This is a genomic window from Streptomyces sp. NPDC029169, from assembly GCF_055563935.1.
Window position 1 is genome coordinate 164,150 of record NZ_JBVHXA010000014.1, and the last position, 22,276, is coordinate 186,425.

Annotated in this window: 18 protein-coding genes; 3 read left to right on the plus strand and 15 right to left on the minus strand. The window is 71.6% G+C overall.

The genetic code is table 11. From position 1 onward, the window contains the following. Positions 1–52 precede the first annotated feature (52 nt). The 5 genes from trmD to ACZ4VI_RS24850 form a co-directional block, all read right to left on the minus strand. A complete protein-coding gene (trmD, locus tag ACZ4VI_RS24830; RefSeq protein WP_468002523.1) occupies positions 53–874 on the minus strand; it encodes a tRNA (guanosine(37)-N1)-methyltransferase TrmD in 822 nt (273 codons plus the stop codon). Further along, positions 874–1,431 carry a ribosome maturation factor RimM gene (gene rimM / locus ACZ4VI_RS24835; protein WP_468002525.1) on the minus strand — a complete coding sequence of 186 codons (558 nt, stop codon included), beginning with the start codon at positions 1,429–1,431 and terminating at the stop codon, positions 874–876. Before rimM ends, trmD begins: the two co-directional genes overlap by 1 nt. An 85-nt stretch (positions 1,432–1,516) precedes the next feature. Beyond that, positions 1,517–1,756: an RNA-binding protein gene (locus ACZ4VI_RS24840; RefSeq protein WP_005311361.1), complete on the minus strand. Its 240-nt coding sequence runs from the start codon at positions 1,754–1,756 to the stop codon at positions 1,517–1,519. A 2-nt stretch (positions 1,757–1,758) separates the two neighbouring features. After that, on the minus strand, positions 1,759–2,202 hold the full coding sequence (gene rpsP, locus ACZ4VI_RS24845; RefSeq protein ID WP_468002526.1) for a 30S ribosomal protein S16: 444 nt from the start codon (positions 2,200–2,202) through the stop codon (positions 1,759–1,761). Positions 2,203–2,381: 179 nt separating this feature from the next. Continuing rightward, positions 2,382–2,975 carry a hypothetical protein gene (locus ACZ4VI_RS24850; protein WP_468002528.1) on the minus strand — a complete coding sequence of 198 codons (594 nt, stop codon included), beginning with the start codon at positions 2,973–2,975 and terminating at the stop codon, positions 2,382–2,384. A gap of 382 nt (positions 2,976–3,357) precedes the next feature. Here ACZ4VI_RS24850 and ACZ4VI_RS24855 point away from each other — a divergent pair, with 382 nt between their 5' ends. Further along, a complete protein-coding gene (locus ACZ4VI_RS24855; RefSeq protein ID WP_468002530.1) occupies positions 3,358–4,107 on the plus strand; it encodes a class I SAM-dependent methyltransferase in 750 nt (249 codons plus the stop codon). Positions 4,108–4,381: 274 nt separating this feature from the next. Here ACZ4VI_RS24855 and ffh read toward each other — a convergent pair whose 3' ends face one another. The 5 genes from ffh to nsdA all read right to left on the minus strand — a co-directional run bounded on the left by ffh (position 4,382) and on the right by nsdA (position 12,041). Continuing rightward, positions 4,382–5,935, minus strand: coding sequence for a signal recognition particle protein (gene ffh, locus ACZ4VI_RS24860; protein ID WP_468002531.1), 1,554 nt, complete (start codon positions 5,933–5,935; stop codon positions 4,382–4,384). Between the two features lie 148 nt (positions 5,936–6,083). Next, entirely contained in the window at positions 6,084–8,534 is a 2,451-nt protein-coding gene (locus tag ACZ4VI_RS24865) for a [protein-PII] uridylyltransferase (RefSeq protein WP_468002532.1), read from the minus strand. Positions 8,535–8,559: 25 nt separating this feature from the next. Continuing rightward, entirely contained in the window at positions 8,560–8,898 is a 339-nt protein-coding gene (locus tag ACZ4VI_RS24870; RefSeq protein WP_101390346.1) for a P-II family nitrogen regulator, read from the minus strand. Continuing rightward, positions 8,895–10,241, minus strand: a complete 1,347-nt coding sequence (locus tag ACZ4VI_RS24875; protein WP_468002533.1) for an ammonium transporter — start codon at positions 10,239–10,241, stop codon at positions 8,895–8,897. Before ACZ4VI_RS24875 ends, ACZ4VI_RS24870 begins: the two co-directional genes overlap by 4 nt. A gap of 321 nt (positions 10,242–10,562) precedes the next feature. After that, a complete protein-coding gene (gene nsdA, locus ACZ4VI_RS24880) occupies positions 10,563–12,041 on the minus strand; it encodes a transcriptional repressor NsdA (RefSeq protein ID WP_468002535.1) in 1,479 nt (492 codons plus the stop codon). Positions 12,042–12,459: 418 nt separating this feature from the next. Here nsdA and ACZ4VI_RS24885 point away from each other — a divergent pair, with 418 nt between their 5' ends. Further along, positions 12,460–13,113: a bifunctional DNA primase/polymerase gene (locus tag ACZ4VI_RS24885; protein WP_468002536.1), complete on the plus strand. Its 654-nt coding sequence runs from the start codon at positions 12,460–12,462 to the stop codon at positions 13,111–13,113. A gap of 56 nt (positions 13,114–13,169) precedes the next feature. On the opposite strand, the gene ftsY is transcribed toward ACZ4VI_RS24885, so the two are convergent. After that, on the minus strand, positions 13,170–14,399 hold the full coding sequence (gene ftsY / locus ACZ4VI_RS24890) for a signal recognition particle-docking protein FtsY (protein ID WP_468002538.1): 1,230 nt from the start codon (positions 14,397–14,399) through the stop codon (positions 13,170–13,172). A gap of 257 nt (positions 14,400–14,656) precedes the next feature. On the opposite strand from ftsY, the gene ACZ4VI_RS24895 reads away from it, so the two are divergent. Beyond that, complete coding sequence (locus tag ACZ4VI_RS24895; RefSeq protein ID WP_468002540.1) at positions 14,657–15,634, plus strand: LLM class flavin-dependent oxidoreductase; 978 nt, start codon at positions 14,657–14,659, stop codon at positions 15,632–15,634. A gap of 51 nt (positions 15,635–15,685) precedes the next feature. Here the strand turns inward: ACZ4VI_RS24895 and ACZ4VI_RS24900 are convergent, their stop codons facing one another. The 4 genes from ACZ4VI_RS24900 to ACZ4VI_RS24915 all read right to left on the minus strand — a co-directional run bounded on the left by ACZ4VI_RS24900 (position 15,686) and on the right by ACZ4VI_RS24915 (position 22,146). Next, complete coding sequence (locus tag ACZ4VI_RS24900; protein ID WP_468002542.1) at positions 15,686–17,125, minus strand: sugar porter family MFS transporter; 1,440 nt, start codon at positions 17,123–17,125, stop codon at positions 15,686–15,688. 168 nt (positions 17,126–17,293) lie between these two features. Then, on the minus strand, positions 17,294–21,052 hold the full coding sequence (locus ACZ4VI_RS24905; RefSeq protein WP_468002543.1) for an AAA family ATPase: 3,759 nt from the start codon (positions 21,050–21,052) through the stop codon (positions 17,294–17,296). A gap of 205 nt (positions 21,053–21,257) precedes the next feature. Then, a complete protein-coding gene (locus tag ACZ4VI_RS24910) occupies positions 21,258–21,473 on the minus strand; it encodes a hypothetical protein (RefSeq protein ID WP_352190317.1) in 216 nt (71 codons plus the stop codon). 391 nt (positions 21,474–21,864) lie between these two features. Then, positions 21,865–22,146, minus strand: a complete 282-nt coding sequence (locus tag ACZ4VI_RS24915; RefSeq protein WP_468002545.1) for an acylphosphatase — start codon at positions 22,144–22,146, stop codon at positions 21,865–21,867. Between the last annotated feature and the right edge of the window lie 130 nt (positions 22,147–22,276).

Consider the following 22,276-nt stretch of genomic DNA (forward strand, 5'->3'; position numbering starts at 1 on the left):
GCGGGCGTCGTCCCCCTGTGGCAGGGGCGCACGCCGGACATACAGCAGCGGCTTATTCTTCCACGGCGTCCGGCCTGCGCCAAAATCGGCCGCCGGGCTCCGGGGCCCAGCCCAGCATGGACAGGATCTCCCGGTCCTTCTTGTCGAAGACAGAAGGGTCGCAGCGCTCGATCAGGTCGGGCCGGTTCGCCGCCGTACGACGGAAGGCCTCGTCCCGGCGCCAGCGCGCGATCTTCCCGTGGTGCCCGCTGAGGAGTACGTCGGGGATGGCGCGCCCCCGCCACTCGGGGGGCTTGGTGTAGACGGGGCCCTCCAGGAGGTTGGCCATGGCCCCGGGGGCGAAGGAGTCGTCGCGGTGGGACTCGGCGTTGCCCAGGACGCCGGGCAGGAGCCGCGCCACGGCCTCGGTGACGACGAGGACGGCGGCCTCCCCGCCGGCCAGGACGTAGTCGCCGATGGAGACCTCGTAGACCGGCATCCGGGTCGCGTACTCGTCCATGACGCGCCGGTCGATGCCCTCGTAGCGGGCCGGCGTGAAGATCAGCCAGGGGCGCTCGGAGAGCTCGACGGCGAGTTCCTGGGTGAAGGGGCGTCCGCTGGGGGTGGGCACGACCATGACGGGGCCGTGGGCGCCCGCCTCGAAACCGTCGGCGAGGATCTGGTCGAGGGCGTCGCCCCAGGGCTCGGTCTTCATGACCATGCCGGGCCCGCCGCCGTACGGGGTGTCGTCGACCGTGCTGTGCCGGTCGTAGGTCCACTCCCGCAGGTCGTGGACGTGGACGTCGAGCTGTCCACGCGCGCGTGCCTTGCCGACCAGGGAGACGTTCAGCGGCTCCAGGTACTCGGGGAAGATCGTGACGACGTCGAGCCTCATCAGGACTCTTCCTCGGCCTCGGCGTCCCGGGAGGAGACGATCTCGGCGCGGTCGTCGATCAGGCCGGGCGGCGGGTCGATGACGGCCCGCTGCTCCTCCAGGTCGATGTCGGTGACGATCTCCTCGACGAACGGGATCATCAGCTCGGTGCCGTCGGGCCGCTCGACGATGAACAGGTCCTGGGACGGCAGGTGGGAGATCTCGGTGATCCGGCCGATCTCGGTGCCGTCGGCGAGCACGACGTCCAGGTCCATGAGCTGGTGGTCGTAGTACTCGTCCTCGCCCTGCGGCAGCTCGTCGGGGTCGACGTCGGCGATGAGCAGGGTGTTACGGAGGGCCTCGGCGGCGTTGCGGTCGCGCACGCCCTCGAAGCGGACCAGCAGGCGACCGCTGTGCACGCGCCCGGTCTCGATGGTCAGGGGCCCCACGGAGGCGGGGTCGGTCTGCAGCACCGCTCCGGGGCTGAGCCTCAGCTCGGGCTCGTCCGTCCGCACCTCGACGGTGACCTCGCCCTTGATGCCGTGGGCGCGGCCGACCCGCGCGACTACCAGCTGCACGTCTTCATTCTCTCCTGTTCCGACGACGACGGGCCGGGGTGGACCCGAAGGCCCTCCCCGGCCCGTGCCGGTGTGTCCAACCTGCTCAGCGGACCTGGTCCACGTCGACGAGGTCGACGCGGATGCCACGACCGCCGATGGCGCCCACGACGGTACGCAGCGCACGCGCGGTGCGGCCGTTGCGGCCGATCACCTTGCCGAGGTCGTCGGGGTGGACCCGGACCTCGAGCACGCGGCCACGGCGCAGGTTGCGCGAGGCGACCTGCACATCGTCGGGGTTGTCGACGATGCCCTTCACGAGGTGCTCGAGAGCCTCCTCGAGCATGCTCAGGCCTCGGTCGACTCGGTGGACGCGGCCGCCTCGGCCTCGTCCGCCTTCTTGTCGGCCTTCTTCGCCTTCGGGGTGATGGCCTCACCCTTCGCCTCGTCGCCCTCGAGGGTCTTGGCGAACGCGTCGAAGGAGGCGCGCTTGTCCTCCTTCGTCGCCGGCTGCAGCAGCGGCGCCGGGGCCGGCAGGCCCTTGTGCTTCTGCCAGTCGCCGGTGAGCTTCAGGATGGCGAGAACGGGCTCGGTCGGCTGGGCGCCGACGGACAGCCAGTACTGCGCACGCTCCGAGTCGACCTCGATCTTCGACGGGTTGTACGTCGGGTGGTACAGACCGATCTCCTCGATCGCACGACCGTCCCGGCGGGTGCGGGAGTCGGCGACGACGATGCGGTAGTGCGGCTGGCGAATCTTGCCGAGGCGCTTGAGCTTGATCTTGACTGCCACTGGAGTGGTGTCTCCTGGTCTTGACGTGGTTGGGCACATGAGATGCCACGTGGGGTTGCGGTACTCGGGTGCCCGATGGACGCGTCAGCCGGAGGAGAGAGGGGTCCTGTGCGACTGTCGAGTACAGCTAGCCATTGTGCCACACGCCGGTGGCACCCCGGACCCGGCGGGGTCCGGGGTCAGCTCGCCGCACCCACCGATTCCGGGATACGGAAGGGCTTGCCGCAGCCGCCGCAGACGATGGGGGCCTGGGCGAGCACCGAGGGGACCACGCGGACGTTGCGGCCGCAGTCGCAGACGGCCTTCACGCGCACGCCGCCGCCGGAGGAGCCGTGGCGGGCAGCGGGGCCGCGGAAGGAGCGCTTGGTGTCGGCGGCCGTCGCGACGGTGTGGGCCTTGAGGGCGCGCTGGAGGCGCTCGATCGTGGGCCGGTACCGCCGCTTCGCCTCGGGGTTGAGCGTGACCAGCGAGAAGCCGCTGCTGGCGTGCGGCTCGTCGGGGTGGTCCAGGCCCATCTCCTCGGCGATCGCCAGGAATCTGCGGTTGTGGTAGCGGCCGGCGCGTGAGGTGTCGCGGACTCCTCGGGCGGCGGCGATGCCGTGGACTGCTTCGTGGAGCAGTCGTTCGAAGGAGAGTTCGGCGCCGCAGGCGGACGAGGACTCTCCGATCAGGGACTCGGGCGCGGCAAGATCTGGCAGTTCGGGGTGGTGCCGCTGAATGTCGGCCCACGCCTGTGCCAGCTCTGCGGCGAGAACAGGTGGTGTCGTGCTCACGTCGCGTACAACGAGCCGACGCGCTCCCGGGTTCCATTCCGGGGCATCCCAAATATTTTGCACTTACCCGTCAGTTGCCGTTGATGCGTCCGGACGAGGGTCAGTGCGCCGATCTGCGGAGAAGTCGCACAGCTCGCGGCAAGGTGGTGCGTAGCGGCGCATACGCCCCGGCGCGTAGGGGTGGCGTACGCGGGCCGAGGCCGATGCAGGGACAGTACCGGGTCGCGCGTCAAGTCGGCGCACCGGGCCCCTCCCCCGAAGGGGAAGTGGTCCCGCGCGTGCACTGGACGCGGGCACGGATCGGCAGTTCCCTGACATACGGGGGGATGCGGGCGCATGTACACGGGGGCTGTCGACCAGGCACTTGATTGGGGCGCTTTCCATGACACCTACGCTCGTCCCGCACCACCCCGCGCGCGACTGGGCCGAGATCCAGGAGCGCATGCTCGTCCCGCTCTACGAGGCGGTGTACGACCGTCTTGAGGTGGGCCCCCGCTCCCGGGTCCTGGGGCTCGGCTGCGGTTCGGGGCTCGCGCTGCTGATCGCGGCCTCGCGGGGCGCGCGGGTCACGGGCGTGGACCGGGACCACGCGCGCGTGGAGCTGGCTCGGGAACGGCTGCCGGAAGGGACGGGGCACGCGGTCGTGGAGGGCGAGCCCGCGGACGCCGGGGATCCGTCCCGTACCCCGTACGACGTGCTCACGGCCTTCCACGCGTCTGCCGGTCTGAGGCGGGCGCTCGCGGCCGTCACTCCTCTGGCGCAACCGGGCGCGGCTGTCGTCCTGGCGGGCTGGGGGCCGCCCGAGCGGTGCGCGACGGCGTCGGTCCTGAGGGTCGCGGCGCGCCTCGCGGGCGGGCGGCCGGCCTTCCGTGACGACCTGGACGACGTGGTGACCCGGGCCGGGCTGAGGCCGGACGGCTCGGGGCGGGTGTCCTGCCCGTTCGGGTACGCGGACCAGGACAGCGCGGTACGGGGCCTGATGTCGACGGGCGAGTTCGACGCGGCGGTCCGGGCGACGGATCCGGCCCAGGTCGAGAAGGAGATCGCGGAGGCCCTGCACCCGTACGTCCGCCACGACGGCACGGTGTGGATGCCGAACGTCTTCCGCTACCTGATCGCCCGCGTGCGGTAGCCACCGCGGGCCATGGAAAAGGGGCCCGGGGGGGGGGGGGGGCGCCCCCCGCCCCCCCCCCCCCCCCCCCCCCCCCCCCCCCTTCCCCCCCCCCCCCCCCCCCCCCCCCCCCCCCCCCCCCCCCCCCCCCCCCCCCCCGGCGGGGCCACCGGGGGGCGGAGACCCCAGGGGGGGGGGAAAGGGGGGCCGGGGGTGTTCCCCCCCCCCCCCGGGCCCCTTCTCGTACGACTGTCAGCTACGACTGTCAGCCGACCGTACGACTGTCAGCCGACCGTCAGCCCATGAACTTCTTGAACTCGTCCGGCAGCTCGAAGTCGCCCGCGCCCTGCCCGGCCGCCGGGAGGCCGAACGCGCCGCCCTGCTGCGCCTGCTCGCGGCGGGCCTGGGCGGCCTCCTCCTCGGCCTTGCGCTTCATCGGGTTGCCGCTCTTGCGCTTGCCCTTGGCCTGCTTGATCTGCTTCTTCTGCCGGCCCGGTCCGCCGCCCATGCCCGGGATCCCGGGCATGCCCGGCATCCCGCCGCCCTGGGCCATGCGGGACATCATCTTGCGGGCCTCGAAGAACCGCTCGACGAGCCCCTTGACCGCGCTGACCTCGCTGCCCGAGCCCTTGGCGATACGGGCGCGGCGCGAGCCGTTGATGATCGTCGGGTCCTGGCGCTCGGCCGGGGTCATCGACTTGATGATCGCGGCCGTGCGGTCGACGTCCCGCTCGTCGATGCTGTTGATCTGCTCCTTCATCTGCGCCATGCCGGGGAGCATCCCGAGCAGCTTGGAGATGCTGCCCATTTTCCGGACCTGTTCCATCTGGGCGAGGAAGTCGTCGAGCGTGAACTCCTGGCCCTTCTTGGACGCCAGCTTGGAGGCCATCTTGGCGGCCTCTTCCTGGCTGAAGGTCTGCTCGGCCTTCTCGATGAGCGAGAGCATGTCGCCCATGCCGAGGATGCGGGACGCCATGCGGTCCGGGTGGAACGCGTCGAAGTCGTCCAGCTTCTCGCCGTTGGAGGCGAACATGATCTGCTTGCCCGTGACGTGGGCGATGGAGAGCGCGGCACCGCCTCGGGCGTCGCCGTCGAGCTTGGAGAGCACGACACCGTCGAAGCCGACGCCATCACGGAAGGCCTCGGCGGTGTTGACCGCGTCCTGACCGATCATGGCGTCGACGACGAAGAGGATCTCGTCCGGCGAGACCGCGTCGCGGATGTCCGCGGCCTGCTGCATCATTTCGGCGTCGATGCCGAGGCGGCCGGCCGTGTCGACGATCACGACGTCGTACAGCTTGGTCCGCGCGTGCTCGATCGAGTCCTTCGCGACCTGGACCGGGTCACCGACGCCGTTGCCCGGCTGCGGGCCGTAGAACGCCACGCCCGCGCGCTCGGCGACGACACCGAGCTGAGTGACGGCGTTGGGGCGCTGGAGGTCACAGGCGACAAGCAGCGGGGAGTGGCCCTGGCCCTTGAGCCAGAGGCCGAGCTTTCCGGCGAGGGTGGTCTTACCGGCACCCTGGAGACCGGCGAGCATGATCACGGTCGGGCCGGACTTGGCGAAGCGCAGCCGGCGGGTCTCGCCGCCGAGGATGCCGACGAGCTCCTCGTTGACGATCTTGATGACCTGCTGGGCGGGGTTCAGCGCCTGGGAGACCTCGACGCCGAGCGATCGGTCCTTGACCTGCTTGATGAACGCCCGGACGACGGGGAGTGCGACGTCGGCTTCGAGGAGGGCGATACGGATCTCGCGCGCGGTGGCGTCGATGTCCGCCTCGGACAGGCGCCCCTTGCCGCGGAGGTTCTTGAATGTCGCTGCAAGGCGGTCGGAGAGGGTATCGAACACGGCGGTCGCGGATCCTCGGTGTCGGGGGCGGGCGAACGGACTGCCCTCCAGGGTATCTGCCCGGTCGAAGTAGGTGCCCCCGCCTACCGAATCCGGCGGACGGGGGCACGACCCCCGCGTGTGCGGGGAGCAACGACGCGCCCTCACGTCACCGCAGCGCGCCCTCCAGGGCCTGGGCCAGGTCGGCGGCCTCCTCGTCCGGGAGGAGGGAGCCGTCCGGGCGGGTCACGTACAGCGTGTCCACCGCGTTCGCGCCGAGGGTCGAGACATGGGCGCTCCTGACCCGGACGTCGGCGCCCTCCAGGGCTCGGCCGATGCGGTGCAGCAGGCCGGGGGCGTCCTGGGCGCGGACCTCGATGACGGTGGCGAGCCGGGAGTCGGCGGCGGCGACGGTGACGCGGGGTGGCGGGGCCGTGACGCCGCGCCGGCGCGGGTAGGCGGCGTCGCGTTCGGCGAGGCGGGCGGGGATGTCGAGGCTGCCGTCCAGGGCCCGTACGAGGTCGGCGCGGAGCCGGGCGGCCTGGGGCAGGGAGCCGTACTCGGCGGCGACGCGCCAGTTCAGGACGAGGACCGCCCCTTCGCCGAGCCCGCTGGGGAGCTCGACGGCGCGCAGGTCCGCGGCCCGTACGGTCAGCCGGTGCAGGGCGAGGACGCCGGCCGCGGCGGGCAGGACGCCGGGCTGGTCGGGCAGGGCGATGAGGAGTTCGACGCCGACGGGTTCCGGTTCGCCGTCCTCTGGGGCGGTCTCCGGCTGGGTGTGCAGGGCGAGGACCGGCTCCCCGGTGCGCAGCGCCTCGATCGCGAGCCGTTCTTGCTCGGCGCTGGGAGCGGCGGGCTCCGGTTCCGGTTCCGGCTCGCCCGCGAGGACGGCGCCCACGCGTTTGACGAGGTCGGCGACGAGCGAGGCGCGCCAGGTGGACCAGGCGGCGGGCCCGGTGGCCAGCGCGTCGGCCTCGGTGAGGGCGTGGAGCAGTTCGAGCGCGCCCTGGGTGCCGACGGCGGTGGCCACGGACCGTACGGTCGCGGGGTCGTCCAGGTCGCGCCGGGTCGCGGTCTCGACGAGCAGCAGGTGGTGGCGGACGACGGTGGCGATGACGGCCACGTCGGCGCGGTCGAAGCCGATCCGGGTGGCGACGTCGCGGGCGATGGTCTCGCCGGCCACGGAGTGGTCGCCGGGCCAGCCCTTGCCGATGTCGTGCAGCAGGGCGGCGACGAGCAGCAGGTCGGGCCGGCCGACCCGGCGGGTCAGCGAGGAGGCGCGGACGGCGGTCTCGACGAGGTGCCGGTCGACGGTCCAGGTGTGGACGGGGTTGCGCTGCGGGCGGCAGCGGACGCGCTCCCAGTCGGGCAGGAGCCGGGTGATGAGGCCTTCGGCTTCGAGTGCCTCCCAGACGGGCACGGTGGGCTCCCCCGCGCCGAGCAGGGTGACCAGCTCTTCGCGCGCCTCGGCGGGCCACGGCACGGGCAGTGGTTTCGCGGCGGCCGCGAGGCGGCGTACGGCGTGGAGGGAGAGCGGGAGACCGGACTGGGCGGCCGCGGCGGCGGCTCGCAGGGGCAGCACGGAGTCGCGTTCGGGTTTGGCGCTGAGGGCGAGGACGACCTCGCCGTCCATCTCCACGACGCCCTCGGCCAGGGGGGTGCGTTCGATCGGCGGCTTTCCGCCGCCCGACCGGCTGCCGAGGAGGCCGCGCAGCCGGGGGCGGGAGGTGCGGGCCTTCAGGACCCGGTTGACCTCGCGCCAGGTGACGTCGGTGGCGTACGAGATGATCCGCGCCGCCTCGTACACCTCGCGCAGCAGGGTGTCGGCGTCGAGGAGGCCCAGCTCCTCGGCGACGGCGTCCTGTTCCTGGAGGGCGAGCCGGTCGGTGGCCCGGCCGGTGGCGAGGTGCAGCGCGTCGCGGGCGTCGAGGAGGCGGCGCCGGGCGGCGTCCAGGCCTTCCCTCGGCGCGTCGGCGAGCCAGGAGGCGGCGACGGCGCGCAGTACCTGGGCGTCGCGGAGGCCTCCCCTGGCCTCCTTCAGGTCGGGTTCGAGGAGGAACTGGAGCTCCCCCATGCGTTCGGCGCGCTCGCGGCAGAGCGCGTCGAGTTCGGGGAGCCGCTTGGGCGCCTGGTTGCGCCAGTCGGCGAGGACGGCGGTGCGCAGTCCGGCGACGAGTCCGAGGTCGCCGGCGACGGGACGGGCGTCGAGGAGCCCGAGCTGGACCTTGAGGTCGTCCCCCGCGGTCTTGCGCGCCTCGGCGGGGGTGCGGACGGAGTGGTCCAGGGCGAGGCCCAGGTCCCAGACCGGGTACCAGATCCGGTCGGCGAGCGTGGCGATCGTGCCCGCGTCGGCGGTGCCGTCGTGGAGCAGGAGCAGGTCGAGGTCGCTGCGCGGGGAGAGTTCGCCGCGCCCGTAGCCGCCGACGGCGACGAGCGCCACCCCTCGTGGCGGCTGGGCGGCGGTGAACAGTCCGGTCAGCCAGTCGTCGGTGAGCCGGGCCAGGGCGGCACGGCGCGGCGGCCCGGACTGAGCCTTCTCGCTGAGAAGGCGCAGCCGGGCCGCCGCGTAGCCGCTGGGTCCCGAGTCTTCCGCTTGCGTACTCGTGTCGACGCTCGTCACCCAGCAGCTCCCTGTTTCCTGTTTCCTACAGTGCGTCCGGACCGCGTTCGCCGGTGCGGACCCGTACGGCCGTCTCGACCGGCACGCTCCACACCTTGCCGTCTCCGATCTTGCCGGTTCGGGCGGCCTTGACCACGACATCGATGAGCTGTTCGGCGTCGTCGTCCTCGACCAGGACCTCGATCCGGATCTTGGGGACGAGGTCGACGGTGTACTCGGCACCGCGGTAGACCTCGGTGTGACCGCGCTGGCGGCCGTATCCGCTGGCCTCGGTGACCGTGAGGCCCTGGACTCCGAAGGCCTGGAGGGCCTCCTTGATCTCGTCCAGCCGGTGCGGCTTCACGACTGCGGTGATGAGCTTCATGCGTCCACCTTCTTGTTCTCCGTAGCTGCCGTGGCGGGCGCGGCGGTGGAGCGCGAGGAGGCGCCGCCGCCGGCTCCGCTGAAGTCGTACGCGGTCTCGGCGTGCTCGACCTGGTCGATGCCGGAGACCTCGTCGTCCTCGCTGACCCGCATGCCCATCGTCTTGTCGATGATCAGCGCGAGGATCGCGGAGGCGATCAGAGAGTAGGCGAGGACGGAGAAGACGCCGATGGCCTGCTTGCCGAGCTGCTCCACTCCGCCGCCGTAGAAGAGGCCCTTGGCGTCGGACTGGACGCCGCCGGTGGCGAAGAAGCCGACGAGCAGGGAGCCGACGACACCGCCGACGAGGTGGACGCCGACGACGTCGAGGGAGTCGTCGTAGCCGAACTTGTACTTCAGGCCGACGGCCATGGCGCAGAGCAGACCGGCGATCGCGCCGATGGCGATGGCGCCGAGCGGGGAGCAGGAGCCGCCCGACGGGGTGATGGCGACGAGGCCGGCGACGGCGCCGGAGGCGGCGCCCAGTGTGGTGAAGGAGCCGTGGCGGAGCTTCTCGTACGCGAGCCAGGCGAGCATCGCGGCGGCGGTGGCGACCTGGGTGTTGACGAACATCACCGCGCCGACGCCGTCGTCGTTGCCGAGCCACGAGCCGGCGTTGAAGCCGAACCAGCCGAACCAGAGCAGACCGGCGCCGAGCATGACCAGCGGGAGGCTGTGCGGGCGCATCGGGTCCTTCTTGAAGCCGACGCGCTTGCCGATGACGAGGATCACGCCGAGGGCCGCGGCACCGGCGTTGATGTGGACCGCCGTGCCGCCGGCGAAGTCGATGACGCCCATCTCGAAGAGCCAGCCGCCGGTGCCCCAGACCCAGTGGGCGACGGGGAAGTAGACGATCGTGACCCACAGGGCGATGAAGAGGGCCCAGGCGGTGAACTTGACGCGGTCGGCGAGCGCGCCGCTGATGAGGGCGGGGGTGATGATCGCGAACATCAGCTGGAAGACGGCGAAGACGTACACCGGGATGGTGTAGCCGGGCCACAGCTCGGTGATGCCGATGCCGCTGAGGCCGAGGTACTCCGAGGACCAGCCGAAGAGCGAGGCGGAGTCGGTGCCGAAGGCGATGCTGAAGCCGTAGAGCACCCAGAGGATCGTGACGATCCCCAGGCTGATGAAACTCATCATCAGCATGTTCAGGGTGGACTTGACGCGGACCATGCCTCCGTAGAAGAAGGCGAGTGCCGGGGTCATCAGCATGACCAGGGCGGAGCAGATGAGCATGAACCCGGTGTTGGCGGCAGACAGCGCGGGGGTGTCTGCGGCCAGGGTCGTGATGGCTGGTGCCATCGGCGTCTCCTCGTCGTCGGTACGGCCTGTGCGGGGCGGGGCCGGAGAGCGGCTTGGCCATGAGGGGTGGCCGGTTATGGGCCAGAGATTGGCTCAGCGCCGTTTCCGTCGATGCCGCACGATGTTTCGCCGCAGTGACGAAGGGGTGGGACGTGTTACGCCGTTGTGAACCCCGGGGTCACGAACATGTAACGGGAACCGGCCGCGACAGCGTCCCTGTGTCCTGGCGGCGGGGGAGCCGAGTCGGGCAGTGGGGGACGTCTGTCGCGGCCGGGGTGTGAGGGGGCCCGCGGAAGGGGCCCTGGTGGAGGGGGCCGGTGCTCAGACCGCCTCGGCAGTCTCGGGCAGCAGGGCGGTGAGCCGGTCGGTGAGCTGGACGACCTCGGCGACGTCGCGGAAGTCGCGGGCGGCGGTGTCGACGGTCTTGCGCAGCCGGGTGTTGACCCGCTCGGAGCGGACCCTCTTGGCGACGCCGAGCGCCCTCTCGACCAGTGCGGCGGACTGCTCGGGCTCGCGCTTGAGGAGGTGCACGGTGGCCATGCCGATCAGGTTGAGTGCGTACGAACGCTGGTGCTCCTTGTCCTTCTCGAAGAGCGTGACGGCCCGCTCCATGACGGGCTCGGCGAGCGAGGCGTACGTCGGGGAGCGCCCGGCGACATAGGCCAGGTCCCGGTAGGAGTGCGAGTTCTCGCCGTTGAGTTCGGCCTCGGAGAAGAAGCGGATCCAGTCGGGCTCGGGCTCGCCGTCGAGGCCGACGTCGGCGAAGGTGTCCTCGGCCATCCGCACGGCCCGCTTGCACTTGGAGGGCTGGCCCATGTTGGCGTAGGCGCGGGCCTCCATCGCATACAGCATGGCCTGGGTGCGCGGGGTGGCGCAGTCGCGGCTGCCGTACTGGGCGAGGTGGATGAGTTCGAGGGCGTCGTCCGGCCGGCCGAGGTGGATCATCTGGCGGCTCATGGAGGAGAGGATGTACGAGCCGAGGGGCTTGTCCCCGGCCTCCTTCGCGGCGTGCAGGGCGAGGACGAAGTACTTCTGGGCGGTGGGCTGCAGGCCCACGTCGTAGCTCATCCACCCGGCCAGTTCGGCCAGTTCGGCCGCGCACTTGAACAGGCGCTGGGCGGTGGCGGCCGGCTGGGGCTCCTGGAGGAGGTCGGTGACCTCGTGAAGTTGGCCGACGACCGCCTTGCGGCGCAGTCCGCCGCCGCACTGGGCGTCCCACTGGCGGAACATCGCCGTGGTGGATTCGAGGAGGTCGAGCTCGATCGCGGAGAGTTTGCCGGGGCGGTGGCCGGAGACGACCGGCTCGGGCGGGCCTGGCTGGTCGGCGGCCGGGGTCGGGACGAGCCAGCGCTGCATCGGCTCGATGAGGGCGGGACCGGCGGCGAGCGCGAGGGACGTGCCGAGGAAGCCGCGGCGGGCGAGCATCAGGTCGCTGCGGGAGAACTCGCTGAGCAGGGCGACGGTCTGGGGGCCCGCCCAGGGCAGGTCGACGCCGGAGACGGACGGCGACTGGTGGGCCGTTCGCAGTCCGAGGTCCTCGATGGCCACGACCGCGCCGAAGCGCTCGGAGAACAGCTCGGAGAGGATCCGCGGGATGGGCTCGCGCGGCTGCTCGCCGTCCAGCCAGCGGCGGACGCGCGAGGTGTCCGTGGAGATGTGGTGCGCGCCCATCTGGCGTGCCCTGCGGTTCACTTGGCGCGCCAGCTCGCCCTTCGACCAGCCGCTCCGCACGAACCACGAGCTCAGCTGCTCGTTCGGGCGCTTGCCGGCTGTCGTACCGTCTGCGCCGTTGCCGCCCACAGGAACGCCCCCATCCACATCGAGACTCTGTTGCGCGAACCCCTATCAGAATGCCGCGTCTTGCGGCGTCCGTCCGGAGCTTCCACTCCTTCGAACTGGAAAGCGGGTTGCCTCCGGCATACCCATGCGCGTGAGGAACTCCGGGGTTCGAGCACCGAAAGTAATCCTACGATCACCCGTCCGGCGAGCCGGATTCAAGAAACGCCACCATTCGCCACCCCTTCGAATGAACTCGCCGGGCAGGGAACACGATTCACTTGACATGCGACGAACCAGGGGTCGGCGGACTGTAGCGCGAGGAGGCGTGCGCCACGGTCCGCACCACCGGGCCCGCGACGGTACGCCACCCCCGGCGACGGAGCGTGACAGTGGGGCTCCGGGTCGTAACCACCGGCGCGTCCGACCCGTTGGAGGGGGCATGGGCTTCACGATCGGCGGCATTCGTGAGATGCGGTCCGGCTCACGTCGCCGCGTCCGCACGACCGAGTGCACAGCGGTGGCCGAGTACACAGGGCTGTGGGGCTGGGACGTGATCCCCGGCGCGCGGGCCGTCTCCGGCCAGTGTTCCTGCGGGGACGCGTCCTGTACGGCTCCGGGGGCGCATCCGCTCTCGTTCACCGAGCCGGTTCCGGCGGGCGCGGGTCTGGACGACGCGACCAAGGCGTGGGCCCAGTACCCGGGCGCGGCGCTGCTGCTGCCGGTGGGCCGGGCCTTCGACGTGATCGAGGTCGCGGAGCCGGCGGGGCGGCGGGCGCTGGTCCGCCTCGAGCGCATGGGCCTGCCGCTGGGGCCGGTGTGCGCGACGCCGACCGGGCGGGCGCAGTTCTTCGTCGCCCCGGGCGCGGCGGCGGAGCTGCCGGCGCTGCTCTACCGGATGGGCTGGGACGACGCGGACCTGGACCTGCGGGGCCTGGGCGCGGGGACCTACGTCACAGCGCCGCCCTCGGACCTGGGCGGCCTGGGCCCGATGCGCTGGCTCCGCCCCCCGACCCTGGACACGGCGGGTGCGCCGCCCCAGGCGCGGCTCCTCCTGGGGACCCTGGCGTACATCTGCCACCGCACGCACTTCTGATACACGCGAAGGGCCCCGCCGATTCCGGCGGGGCCCTTCGCGTGCGTACGTGCGCCTCAGTCGCCGATCAGGGCGTCGACGAAGGCTCCCGGCTCGAAGGGGGCCAGGTCGTCCGGGCCCTCGCCCAGGCCGACCAGCTTGACCGGGACGCCCAGCTCGCGCTGGACGGCGACGACGATACCGCCCTTGGCCGTGCCGTCGAGCTTGGTCAGCACGATGCCGGTGATGTCGACGACCTCGGCGAAGACGCGCGCCTGGACCAGACCGTTCTGGCCGGTCGTGGCGTCGAGGACGAGCAGGACCTCGTCCAGCGGGCCGTGCTTCTCGACGACGCGCTTGACCTTGCCGAGCTCGTCCATGAGGCCGGTCTTGGTGTGCAGCCGGCCGGCGGTGTCGATGAGGACGACGTCGGCGCCCTCCGCGATGCCCTCCTTGACCGCGTCGTACGCGACCGAGGCCGGGTCGCCGTTCTCCGGGCCGCGGATCGTCCGCGCGCCCACGCGGTCGCCCCAGGTCTGGAGCTGGTCGGTGGCGGCGGCGCGGAAGGTGTCGGCCGCGCCCAGGACGACGGAGCGGCCGTCGGCGACCAGGACCCGGGCGAGCTTGCCGGTGGTCGTGGTCTTGCCGGTGCCGTTGACGCCGACGACCATGACGATGCCCGGGGTGCCCGGGGCGCTCTCGGTCTTCACGGTGCGGTCGAAATCGGGGCCGAGCAGGGTGATGAGCTCCTCGCGCAGCAGGCCGCGCAGCTCCTCCGGGGTGCGGGTGCCGAGGACCCGGACGCGCTCGCGCAGCCGCTCGACCAGCTCATGGGTCGGGGCGACGCCGACGTCGGCGGTGAGCAGGGTCTCCTCGATCTCCTCCCAGGTGTCCTCGTCGAGGTTGTCGCGCGACAGCAGCGCGAGCAGCCCCTTGCCGAGGGAGTTCTGCGAGCGGGCGAGGCGGGCGCGGAGCCGTACGAGACGGCCCGCGGTCGGTTCCGGGATCTCGATCTCGGGCGCGGGCGGCGCCTCGGCGATGACCGGGTCCTCCACGGCGGCGGGGACCTCGACGGCCTCCTCCGCGGTCGGGAGGTCGACCTCCTCGATGGTGCGGCGTGGTTCTTCCCGCGGTGTCTCCGCCTCTTCGCCGACGTGCGGCTCGGCGGGCGGAGCGGTGATGGTCGGCGTGGTGGACGGCGCCTCGGGCCGCGGCAGCTGCTTCTTCTTGCGGCCGCTGATCACGAGCCCGCTGGTCACGGCGACGGCGACGACCAGGGCGATGACTACAGCAAGAATGAGTTCCATAACGTACTCAGTATGGCGCGACCGGCCACGCCGCAGCTCGTTCCCCCTGCGGGGCGTCGCCCCGCGGGCCGGGCGGGGTGTCGGTTCCGTTCGGTCGCGCGAAGCGCGCCAAGGGGTGTGGACGTGGGCGGCGTACTGCCGCGGACGGCCACGCCTGGTCCCGTGGAGGCGCCGAGGCCTGCGCACCTGTTTTCATCTGACGCCACGTCAGATACGGTTCCCTTCGCCGGCTTCCCACGCGCGGACGGGGACTTCCCATGCCCTTCACAGTCGTACGGTTCAACCTCGTCGATCCGCACGCGACCCCCGAGTCCCTCTCGGAGCGCTATCGCGCCGCCCTCGCGATGGCCGCCTACGCGGACGAGCACGGCGTCGACACCGTCCAGACCGAGGAGCACCACGGCGCCGCCAACAACTGGCTGCCCTCCCCCTTCGCCTTCGCCGGCGCCGTCTTCGGCGCCACGCGCAGGATCGCGGTCACCGTCTCCGCGATCATCGGCCCGCTGCACGACCCGCTGCGGCTCGCGGAGGAGATCGCCGTCCTCGACCTGCTGAGCGGGGGCCGTCTGGTGACCGTCGCGGGCATCGGCTACCGGCCGGAGGAGTACGAGGAGCGCGGGGTCGACTGGGGCCGCCGCGGCAAGCTCCAGGACCTGCTCCTGGAGACCCTGCTGAAGGCGTGGTCCGGTGAGCCCTTCACGTACGAGGGCCGTACGGTACGGGTCACCCCGCGGCCCTTCACCCAGCCGCATCCGCTGCTGCTCGTCGGCGGTTCCTCGAAGGCGGCGGCGCGGCGGGCGGCCCGGCTCGGGCTGCCGCTCTTCCCGAGCGCACATCTGCCGGAACTGGAGACGTACTACAAGCAGCGGTGCGCGGAGTACGGCACGGAGGGCTGGACGATGATGCCGGCCGAGAAGACCCCGCTGCTGCACCTCTCGGAGGACCCCGACCGGACCTGGGCGCTCTACGGCGAGCATTTCCTGCACGAGGCGCGGACGTACGCGTCCTGGCAGTCGAAGGACATCCGCTCGGCGGTCCGCTCGGCGGCGACGACGGTGGCGGAGCTGCGCGCCGAGGGGGTCTACCGGATCATCACGCCGGACGAGTGCGTGGCCCTGGGGCGGGAGCTGGAGAGTCTGGTGCTGCATCCGCTCTGCGGCGGGATGCCGGTCGAGGAGGCGTGGCGCAGCGTGCGACTGCTCGGCGAGACGGTGCTGCCCCGGCTCGCGGCATAGGGCCGGGCGGGCCGGGGCAGTTCCGACGTCGAGGAGAGGGGCAGCGGGGGGTTAGCCCATCTCCTCCAACGCCTTGCCCTTGGTCTCCTTCACGTACCTGAGCACGAAGGGGATGGAGAGCACGGCGAAGATCGTGTAGATCACGTACGTACCGGAGAGGTTCCAGTCCGCCAGGGACGGGAAGCTCGCGGTGATGGCCCAGTTGGCGATCCACTGCGCGGAGGCGGCGACGCCGAGGGCGGCGGCGCGGATCCGGTTCGGGAACATCTCGCCGAGGAAGACCCAGACCACCACGCCCCAGGAGAGGGCGAAGAAGAGCACGAACACGTGGGCGGCGACGAGCGCGACGACGCCCTGGGTCTCGGGGAGCCTGCCGTCGACGAGGTCGGCGGAGAAGGCCCAGGCCTCGAAGGCGAGGGCGACGGCCATACCGATGGATCCGACGAGCGCGAGGGGCTTGCGGCCGACCCGGTCGACGAGAGCCATCGCGATCACGGTGCCGATGATGTTGATGATCGACGTGGTGAACGAGTAGAAGAACGAGCTGGACGGGTCGATGCCGACCGACTGCCAGAGCGTCGCGGAGTAGTAGAAGGCGACGTTGATGCCGACGAGCTGCTGGAAGACCGAGAGTCCGATGCCGACCCAGACGATGGGGAGCAGCGTGAAGCGGCCGCTTCCGGCCACGAGCAGGTCCCTGAACGTGGACTTGTGCTCGCTGCGCATGGCGAGCTCGATCTCGGCGACGCGGTCGTCGAGGTCGACCTCGTGGCCCTCGACCTCGGAGAGGACCTCCTTCGCCCGGTCGATCCTGCCGACGGAGATGAGGAAACGCGGGGACTCCGGGATGGCGAAGGAGAGCAGACCGTAGAGCAGGGCGGGGACGACCATCACGCCGAGCATCCACTGCCAGGCTTCGAGGCCGGCGATCTCGCCGCGCTGGTCGCCGTCGGCGAGCTGGAGGATGCCGTAGTTGACCAGCTGGGAGATGGCGATGCCGATGACGATGGCGGCCTGCTGGAAGGAGCCGAGGCGGCCGCGGTAGGCGGCGGGGGCGACCTCGGCGATGTACGCCGGGCCGATCACGGAGGCCATGCCGATGGCGAAGCCGCCGACGATCCGCCAGAAGGCGAGGTCCCAGAGGGCGAAGGGCAGGGCGGAGCCCACGGCGCTGATGGAGAAGAGGACGGCGGCGATCTGCATGCAGCGGATGCGGCCGATGCGGTCGGCGATCCGGCCGGCGGTCGCGGCGCCGATCGCGCAGCCGATCAGGGCGACGGCGATGACCTGGGCCAGCGTGCCGGAGCCGATGTCGTAGCGGTCCCGGATGGCCTCGACGGCGCCGTTGATGACGGAGCTGTCGTATCCGAAGAGGAAGCCTCCCATCGCGGCGGAGGCCGTGATGAAGATGACGTGGCCGAGGTGGTCCGGGTGCGCGGCTCGGCCTTCGGAAGAAGGCGGCGGCGTGGGCGCCTGCGCGGTGCTGGTCACATGGGCTCCGTGGGTGGGGCGGGCGAGCCCTTCAAGTGGCGCACAACATCACGCCGCCCACCACGTGAAGGTAAAAGCAACGTTGCAGAGACTATGCCTTCAAGTTTCGAAGTCAAGATGAGATGGAGACCCAGCGCGAAGGACTATATGTTCAAGACTTGAAGTTGATCAACGAAGTCGCTGGCTGATGACCTTCGAGACGCCATCGCCCTGCATGGAGACGCCGTAGAGGGCGTCCGCGACTTCCATCGTCCGCTTCTGGTGCGTGATGACGATGAGCTGCGAGGACTCCTGGAGCTCCTGCATGATCCGGATCAGCCGCTGGAGATTGGTGTCGTCGAGTGCCGCCTCCACCTCGTCCATGACATAGAACGGGCTCGGTCGGGCCTTGAAGATGGAGACCAGCATCGCCACGGCGGTCAGCGAACGCTCGCCGCCGGAGAGCAGCGAGAGCCGCTTGACCTTCTTGCCCGGAGGACGGGCCTCCACATCGACACCTGTGGTGAGCATGTTGTCGGGGTCGGTCAGGATCAGCCGCCCCTCGCCGCCGGGGAAGAGCCGCGAGAAGACGCCCTCGAACTCGCGGGCGGTGTCCCGGTACGCCTCGCTGAAGACCTGCTCGACGCGGATGTCGACCTCCTTCACGACCTGAAGGAGATCGGCCCGGGTCTTCTTCAGGTCCTCCAGCTGCTCGGAGAGGAACTTGTGGCGTTCTTCCAGCGCCGCGAACTCCTCGAGGGCCAGCGGATTCACCTTGCCGAGCTGCTGATACGCCCGCTCGGCGGCCTTGAGCCGCTTCTCCTGCTCCGAACGGACGAACGGGCGGGGCTGGTTGCGGGGATGCTCAGGGTCCTCCGGCAGCTCCTCGCCCTCGGCTGGCGGCGACGGCGGTACGAGCTGATGGGGGCCGTACTCGGAGACCAGGCCTGCCGGTTCGACGCCCAGCTCCTCCAGGGCCTTGGTCTCCAACTGCTCGATCCGCATCCGCTTCTCGGCGCCGAGGACCTCGCCGCGGTGGACGGAGTCGGTGAGCTTGTCCAGCTCGGCCTTCAGATCGCGGCCCCGGGTGCGGGCGGCGGCAAGTCCCTGCTCGCGCGCGCCCTTGGCGGCGTCGGCGAGCGCGCGCTCCTGCTCGGCACGGACCAGGGAGACCTCGATGTGGGCCAGGAGCTGCCGGGCGCCGGCGGCGACGGCGGTGGCGACCTCCGCCTCGTGGCGCAGCCGGGCCCGGCGCTGCTCGGCACGCGCGCGTGCCTCGCGTTCGGCGCGGGCGCCCCGGTCGAGGGAGTCGGCGCGTCCGGCGAGGCCCTTGACCCGCTCCTCGTGCGTACGGAGCTGAAGCCGGGCCTCCATCTCCGTCTGGCGGGCGTTGGCGCCGTCGGCAGCGAGCCGGTCGCGCACGGAGGTGTCGGGCTCCTCCTCGGCCGGGGTCTCCTCGGCGACGAGCAGCCGCTCGGCCAGCTCCTCGGCCTCGTAGAGCGCCTTCTCCAGGGCCTCTTCCGCGCGGGCGGCGGCGGCCGCGGTCCGCTCGGCCTCGCCCGCGGCGCCCCTGGCCTGACCGGCGAGCCGGCCGAGTTGCTGAGCGACCTGGGACTTCTCGCGGTCGGCGGCGCGGCGGCGTTCGGCCAGTTCTTCGACGAGCGCGGCGGCGGCGCGCCTGCGTTCGGTCACCTCCTGCTGGGCGAAGGCCAGCTCCGCGCACCGCGACTCCAGCTCCTCCAGCTCGGCGGCCGCCTCGTCGACGGACGCCTGTACTTCGAGGAGGCTGGGCGCCCCCGCGGAGCCGCCTTGCGCGAAGTGCGCCCCGAGCAGGTCCCCTTCGGCGGTGACGGCGGTCAGCTCGGGGTGCGCGTGGACGAGTTCCTCGGCCTCCTCCAGTGTCCCGACCACCACGATCCCGTCGAGCAACCGCCGTACGGCGCCCACGAGTTCGTCGGGCCCCCGGACGAACCGCGCGGCGGGCGTGTACCGGGGCGAGGGTTCCGAGTACGGTGCTCCGCCCCAAGGCCCCCCGCCCGACTCCACCGGGACGGCGCCGTCGGCGGACGCGGGGAGGGCAGCCGCGCCGGGGGCGGCGGTGACGGTCGTCGAGCGAGCGTCGTCCGTATCGCTCTCCCCACCGGCGACCAGGGCTCCGCCCGGGGCGGGCGGCGGGGCCGTCGGCCGGAGATCGCCCAGCGCGCCGGGGCCGGTCGCCGCCGCGTCCGGCGCCCCAGCCAGCAGCAGTGCCGCGCGGCCCGCGTCCTGTTTGCGCAGGAGGCGGAGGGCCTCGGCCGCTGCTCGGGGGCCGGTGACGGCGATCGCGTCCGCTGCCGCGCCGAGGGCGGCGGCCAGCGGGATCTCGTGGCCGGGGGTGACGGTGAGGAGTTCGGCGGCCGGGCCGAGGAGGCCGGTCAGGCTGTCGCGGGCGCCGAGCAGCGCTCCCGTCCCGTCTTTGCGGCGCAGTCCGAGGGAGAGCGCCTCGTGCCGGGCCCGGGTCGCGGCGCGGCCGCGGTCGGCCGCGGTGGCGGCCTCGCGGGCGGCCGTCAGGGCGGCCTCCGCCTCGGCGAGGTCGCGGCGCGCGGCCTCGTACCGCTCCCCCAGTTCGCTGTCGTCCGCGTCGAGGCCGTCGACCTCGGCCTTGAGCTGTTCGTACTCCTCCTGCGCGGCGACGGCCCGCTCCTGGGCCTCGTCCCGGGCGGCGGCGAGCCGGTCGATCTCGGCCTGGGCGGACGCGGCGCGCGAACGGGCCGCGTTGACCTGCCCGTGCAGCCGGGCAAGTCCCTCGCGCCGGTCGGCAATGGCACGGGCCACGTCCTTGAGCCGGCGCTCTTCCACCGCCAGCTCGCGCTCCAGCTCGGCGCGGTGGGCGACGGTGTCCTCCAGGGCGCGCTCGGCCGCCTCCAGGGCGGCCTCCAGCTCGGCCTCCTGCTCCCGGATCCGGGCGGCCTCGCGCTCCATGTCCTCGGGGTCGCGGCCCCGGCGCTCCTCCGGCGGCTGCGCGGTGGCGCTCTTCACGCGCGCGTCGGCGAGCGAGATCGTGCCGCGGACCCGCTCGGCGAGCTGGGAGAGTTCGTACCAGGTCTGCTGGGCGCGCTGGAGACGCGGGGCGAGCCGGCGGACCTCGTCCTCCAGGTCGGCCTCCTTCGCGAGCGCGGCCCGCAGCTCGCTCTCGGCGCTCTCCTTGCGTTCCTTGAGCGCGGCCTCGTCGGCGACTTCGGCCTTCAGCGCCTCCTGGAGCCGTACGAGGTCGTCGGAGAGCAGCCGCAGCCGGGCGTCGCGCAGATCGGCCTGGATGACGGCGGCCCGGCGGGCGACGGCCGCCTGCCGGCCGAGCGGCTTGAGCTGGCGGCGCAGTTCGTCGGTCAGGTCCTGCACGCGCGCGAGGTTGGCCTGCATCGCGTCGAGCTTCCGCAGCGCCTTCTCCTTGCGCTTGCGGTGCTTGAGGACGCCGGCCGCCTCCTCGATGAAGGCGCGGCGGCCCATCGGGTCGGCGTGCAGGACGGAGTCGAGCTGGCCCTGGCCGACGATGACGTGCATCTCGCGGCCGATGCCGGAGTCGGAGAGCAGGTCCTGGATGTCGAGCAGCCGGCAGGTGTCGCCGTTGATCTGGTACTCGCTGCTGCCGCCCCGGAACATGATCCGGGTGATGGTGACCTCGGCGTAGTCGATGGGCAGCGCGCCGTCGGAGTTGTCGATGGTCAGCGAGACCTCGGCGCGGCCGAGCGGCGGACGCCCGGTCGTGCCGGCGAAGATGACGTCCTCCATCTTGCCGCCGCGCAGCGACTTGGCGCCCTGCTCCCCCATGACCCAGGACAGCGCGTCCACGACATTGGACTTGCCGGATCCGTTGGGCCCGACGACACACGTGATTCCCGGTTCGAACCGCAGCGTGGTGGCGGATGCGAATGATTTGAAACCGCGGAGGGTCAGGGCCTTGAGATGCACGCCCCCGGACTCTACCTGGGGTTGCGCGTTTCACCCATGAAGGTGCAGGGCACACCCTCGGATAAGGAAGGGTGGGACATGGGGGACTCAAGAAAGAAGGGACGCCTGAGCGTCCCTTGCATATCTAGCTGTGCCAGCGAGAGTGTTTCTCACCTTGCCCCGGCACGGGGCTGACTGTCGGGGCTGACTGTCATGGTGCCGACCGTCAGGTGAGCGCAGGCTCCGCCTTGGGAACGTCGAGGTCGATGCTGTCAAGCAGCGACTCGCCATGCTGAGCGGCGGCAGCGTTGAGCGCGTCGTTCTCCGACTGGATCCGTACAAGCTCGGACTCCAGGTCCTGGACGCGCTGCTGAAGCCGTCGCATCTCGGCGAGGAGTCGCGGGTCGGAGCCGCCGACGTAACCGAGAAGCGCCTTTGCCATGATGGATGGTCCTCCACACTGAGTGACCGACCGAAGCGGTGTGGGTCGTGAGGGATTTCGCACCCGCGGTGCTCGGCAGCTTCATGTCGTGCCGGTTCTTACTGCCAAACAGCTAAGGTGCGCGGGGCTTCCAGAGTCTCACCAAAAAGTTTGACGGTCAACACGATCACGCCCCGTATCAAGGGGCAACCGGGGGTCTGCGGCCGCGGAACAGGCGGCGGCGACTCGCAACTCGGTGCCTCAGGGGCGTAGCGATCATCCTTCCTCGCGCAGCCTGGCATCGCAAGCCCCTCTTGGCAACCATCAGGCCATTTCCGCTTCGGCGACCCTTCTCCGAACGTCCGCCCGAGGGCCGTGCGGGCCATCGGGCGGAGCGCCGTCGCGTTGATCGTCAGCGGATCGCGAAGCTGTCGTAGCCGCCGCGCGGCGTGCCCCAGATCTCAGTGACTCCGTCGACGCGCCCGGGAGTGTCGTCGGAGCGCAGCCACTCCAGCAGACGGTGGCAATTCTCACTCGGCCCCTCAGCCACGACCTGCACCCGCCCGTCGTCGAGGTTGACGGCGAAGCCGACCAGACCGCCGATTTCCAGTGCGTTTGCCCTGGTGAACCAACGGAAGCCCACTCCCTGTACTCGGCCGCGCACCCAGGCGGTGAGCCGTACGTCTTCGTTCATGGCTGCACGCTAACGGGCCAATTACCCAAGGGGCACGTCAGCCCCATCCGTCATGGCGTACAGTCCCGACCGAATGAGCCTCACCCGTTCGGGTGCGTCTCGCGGAAGCAAAGATCAGCAAAGACGACAG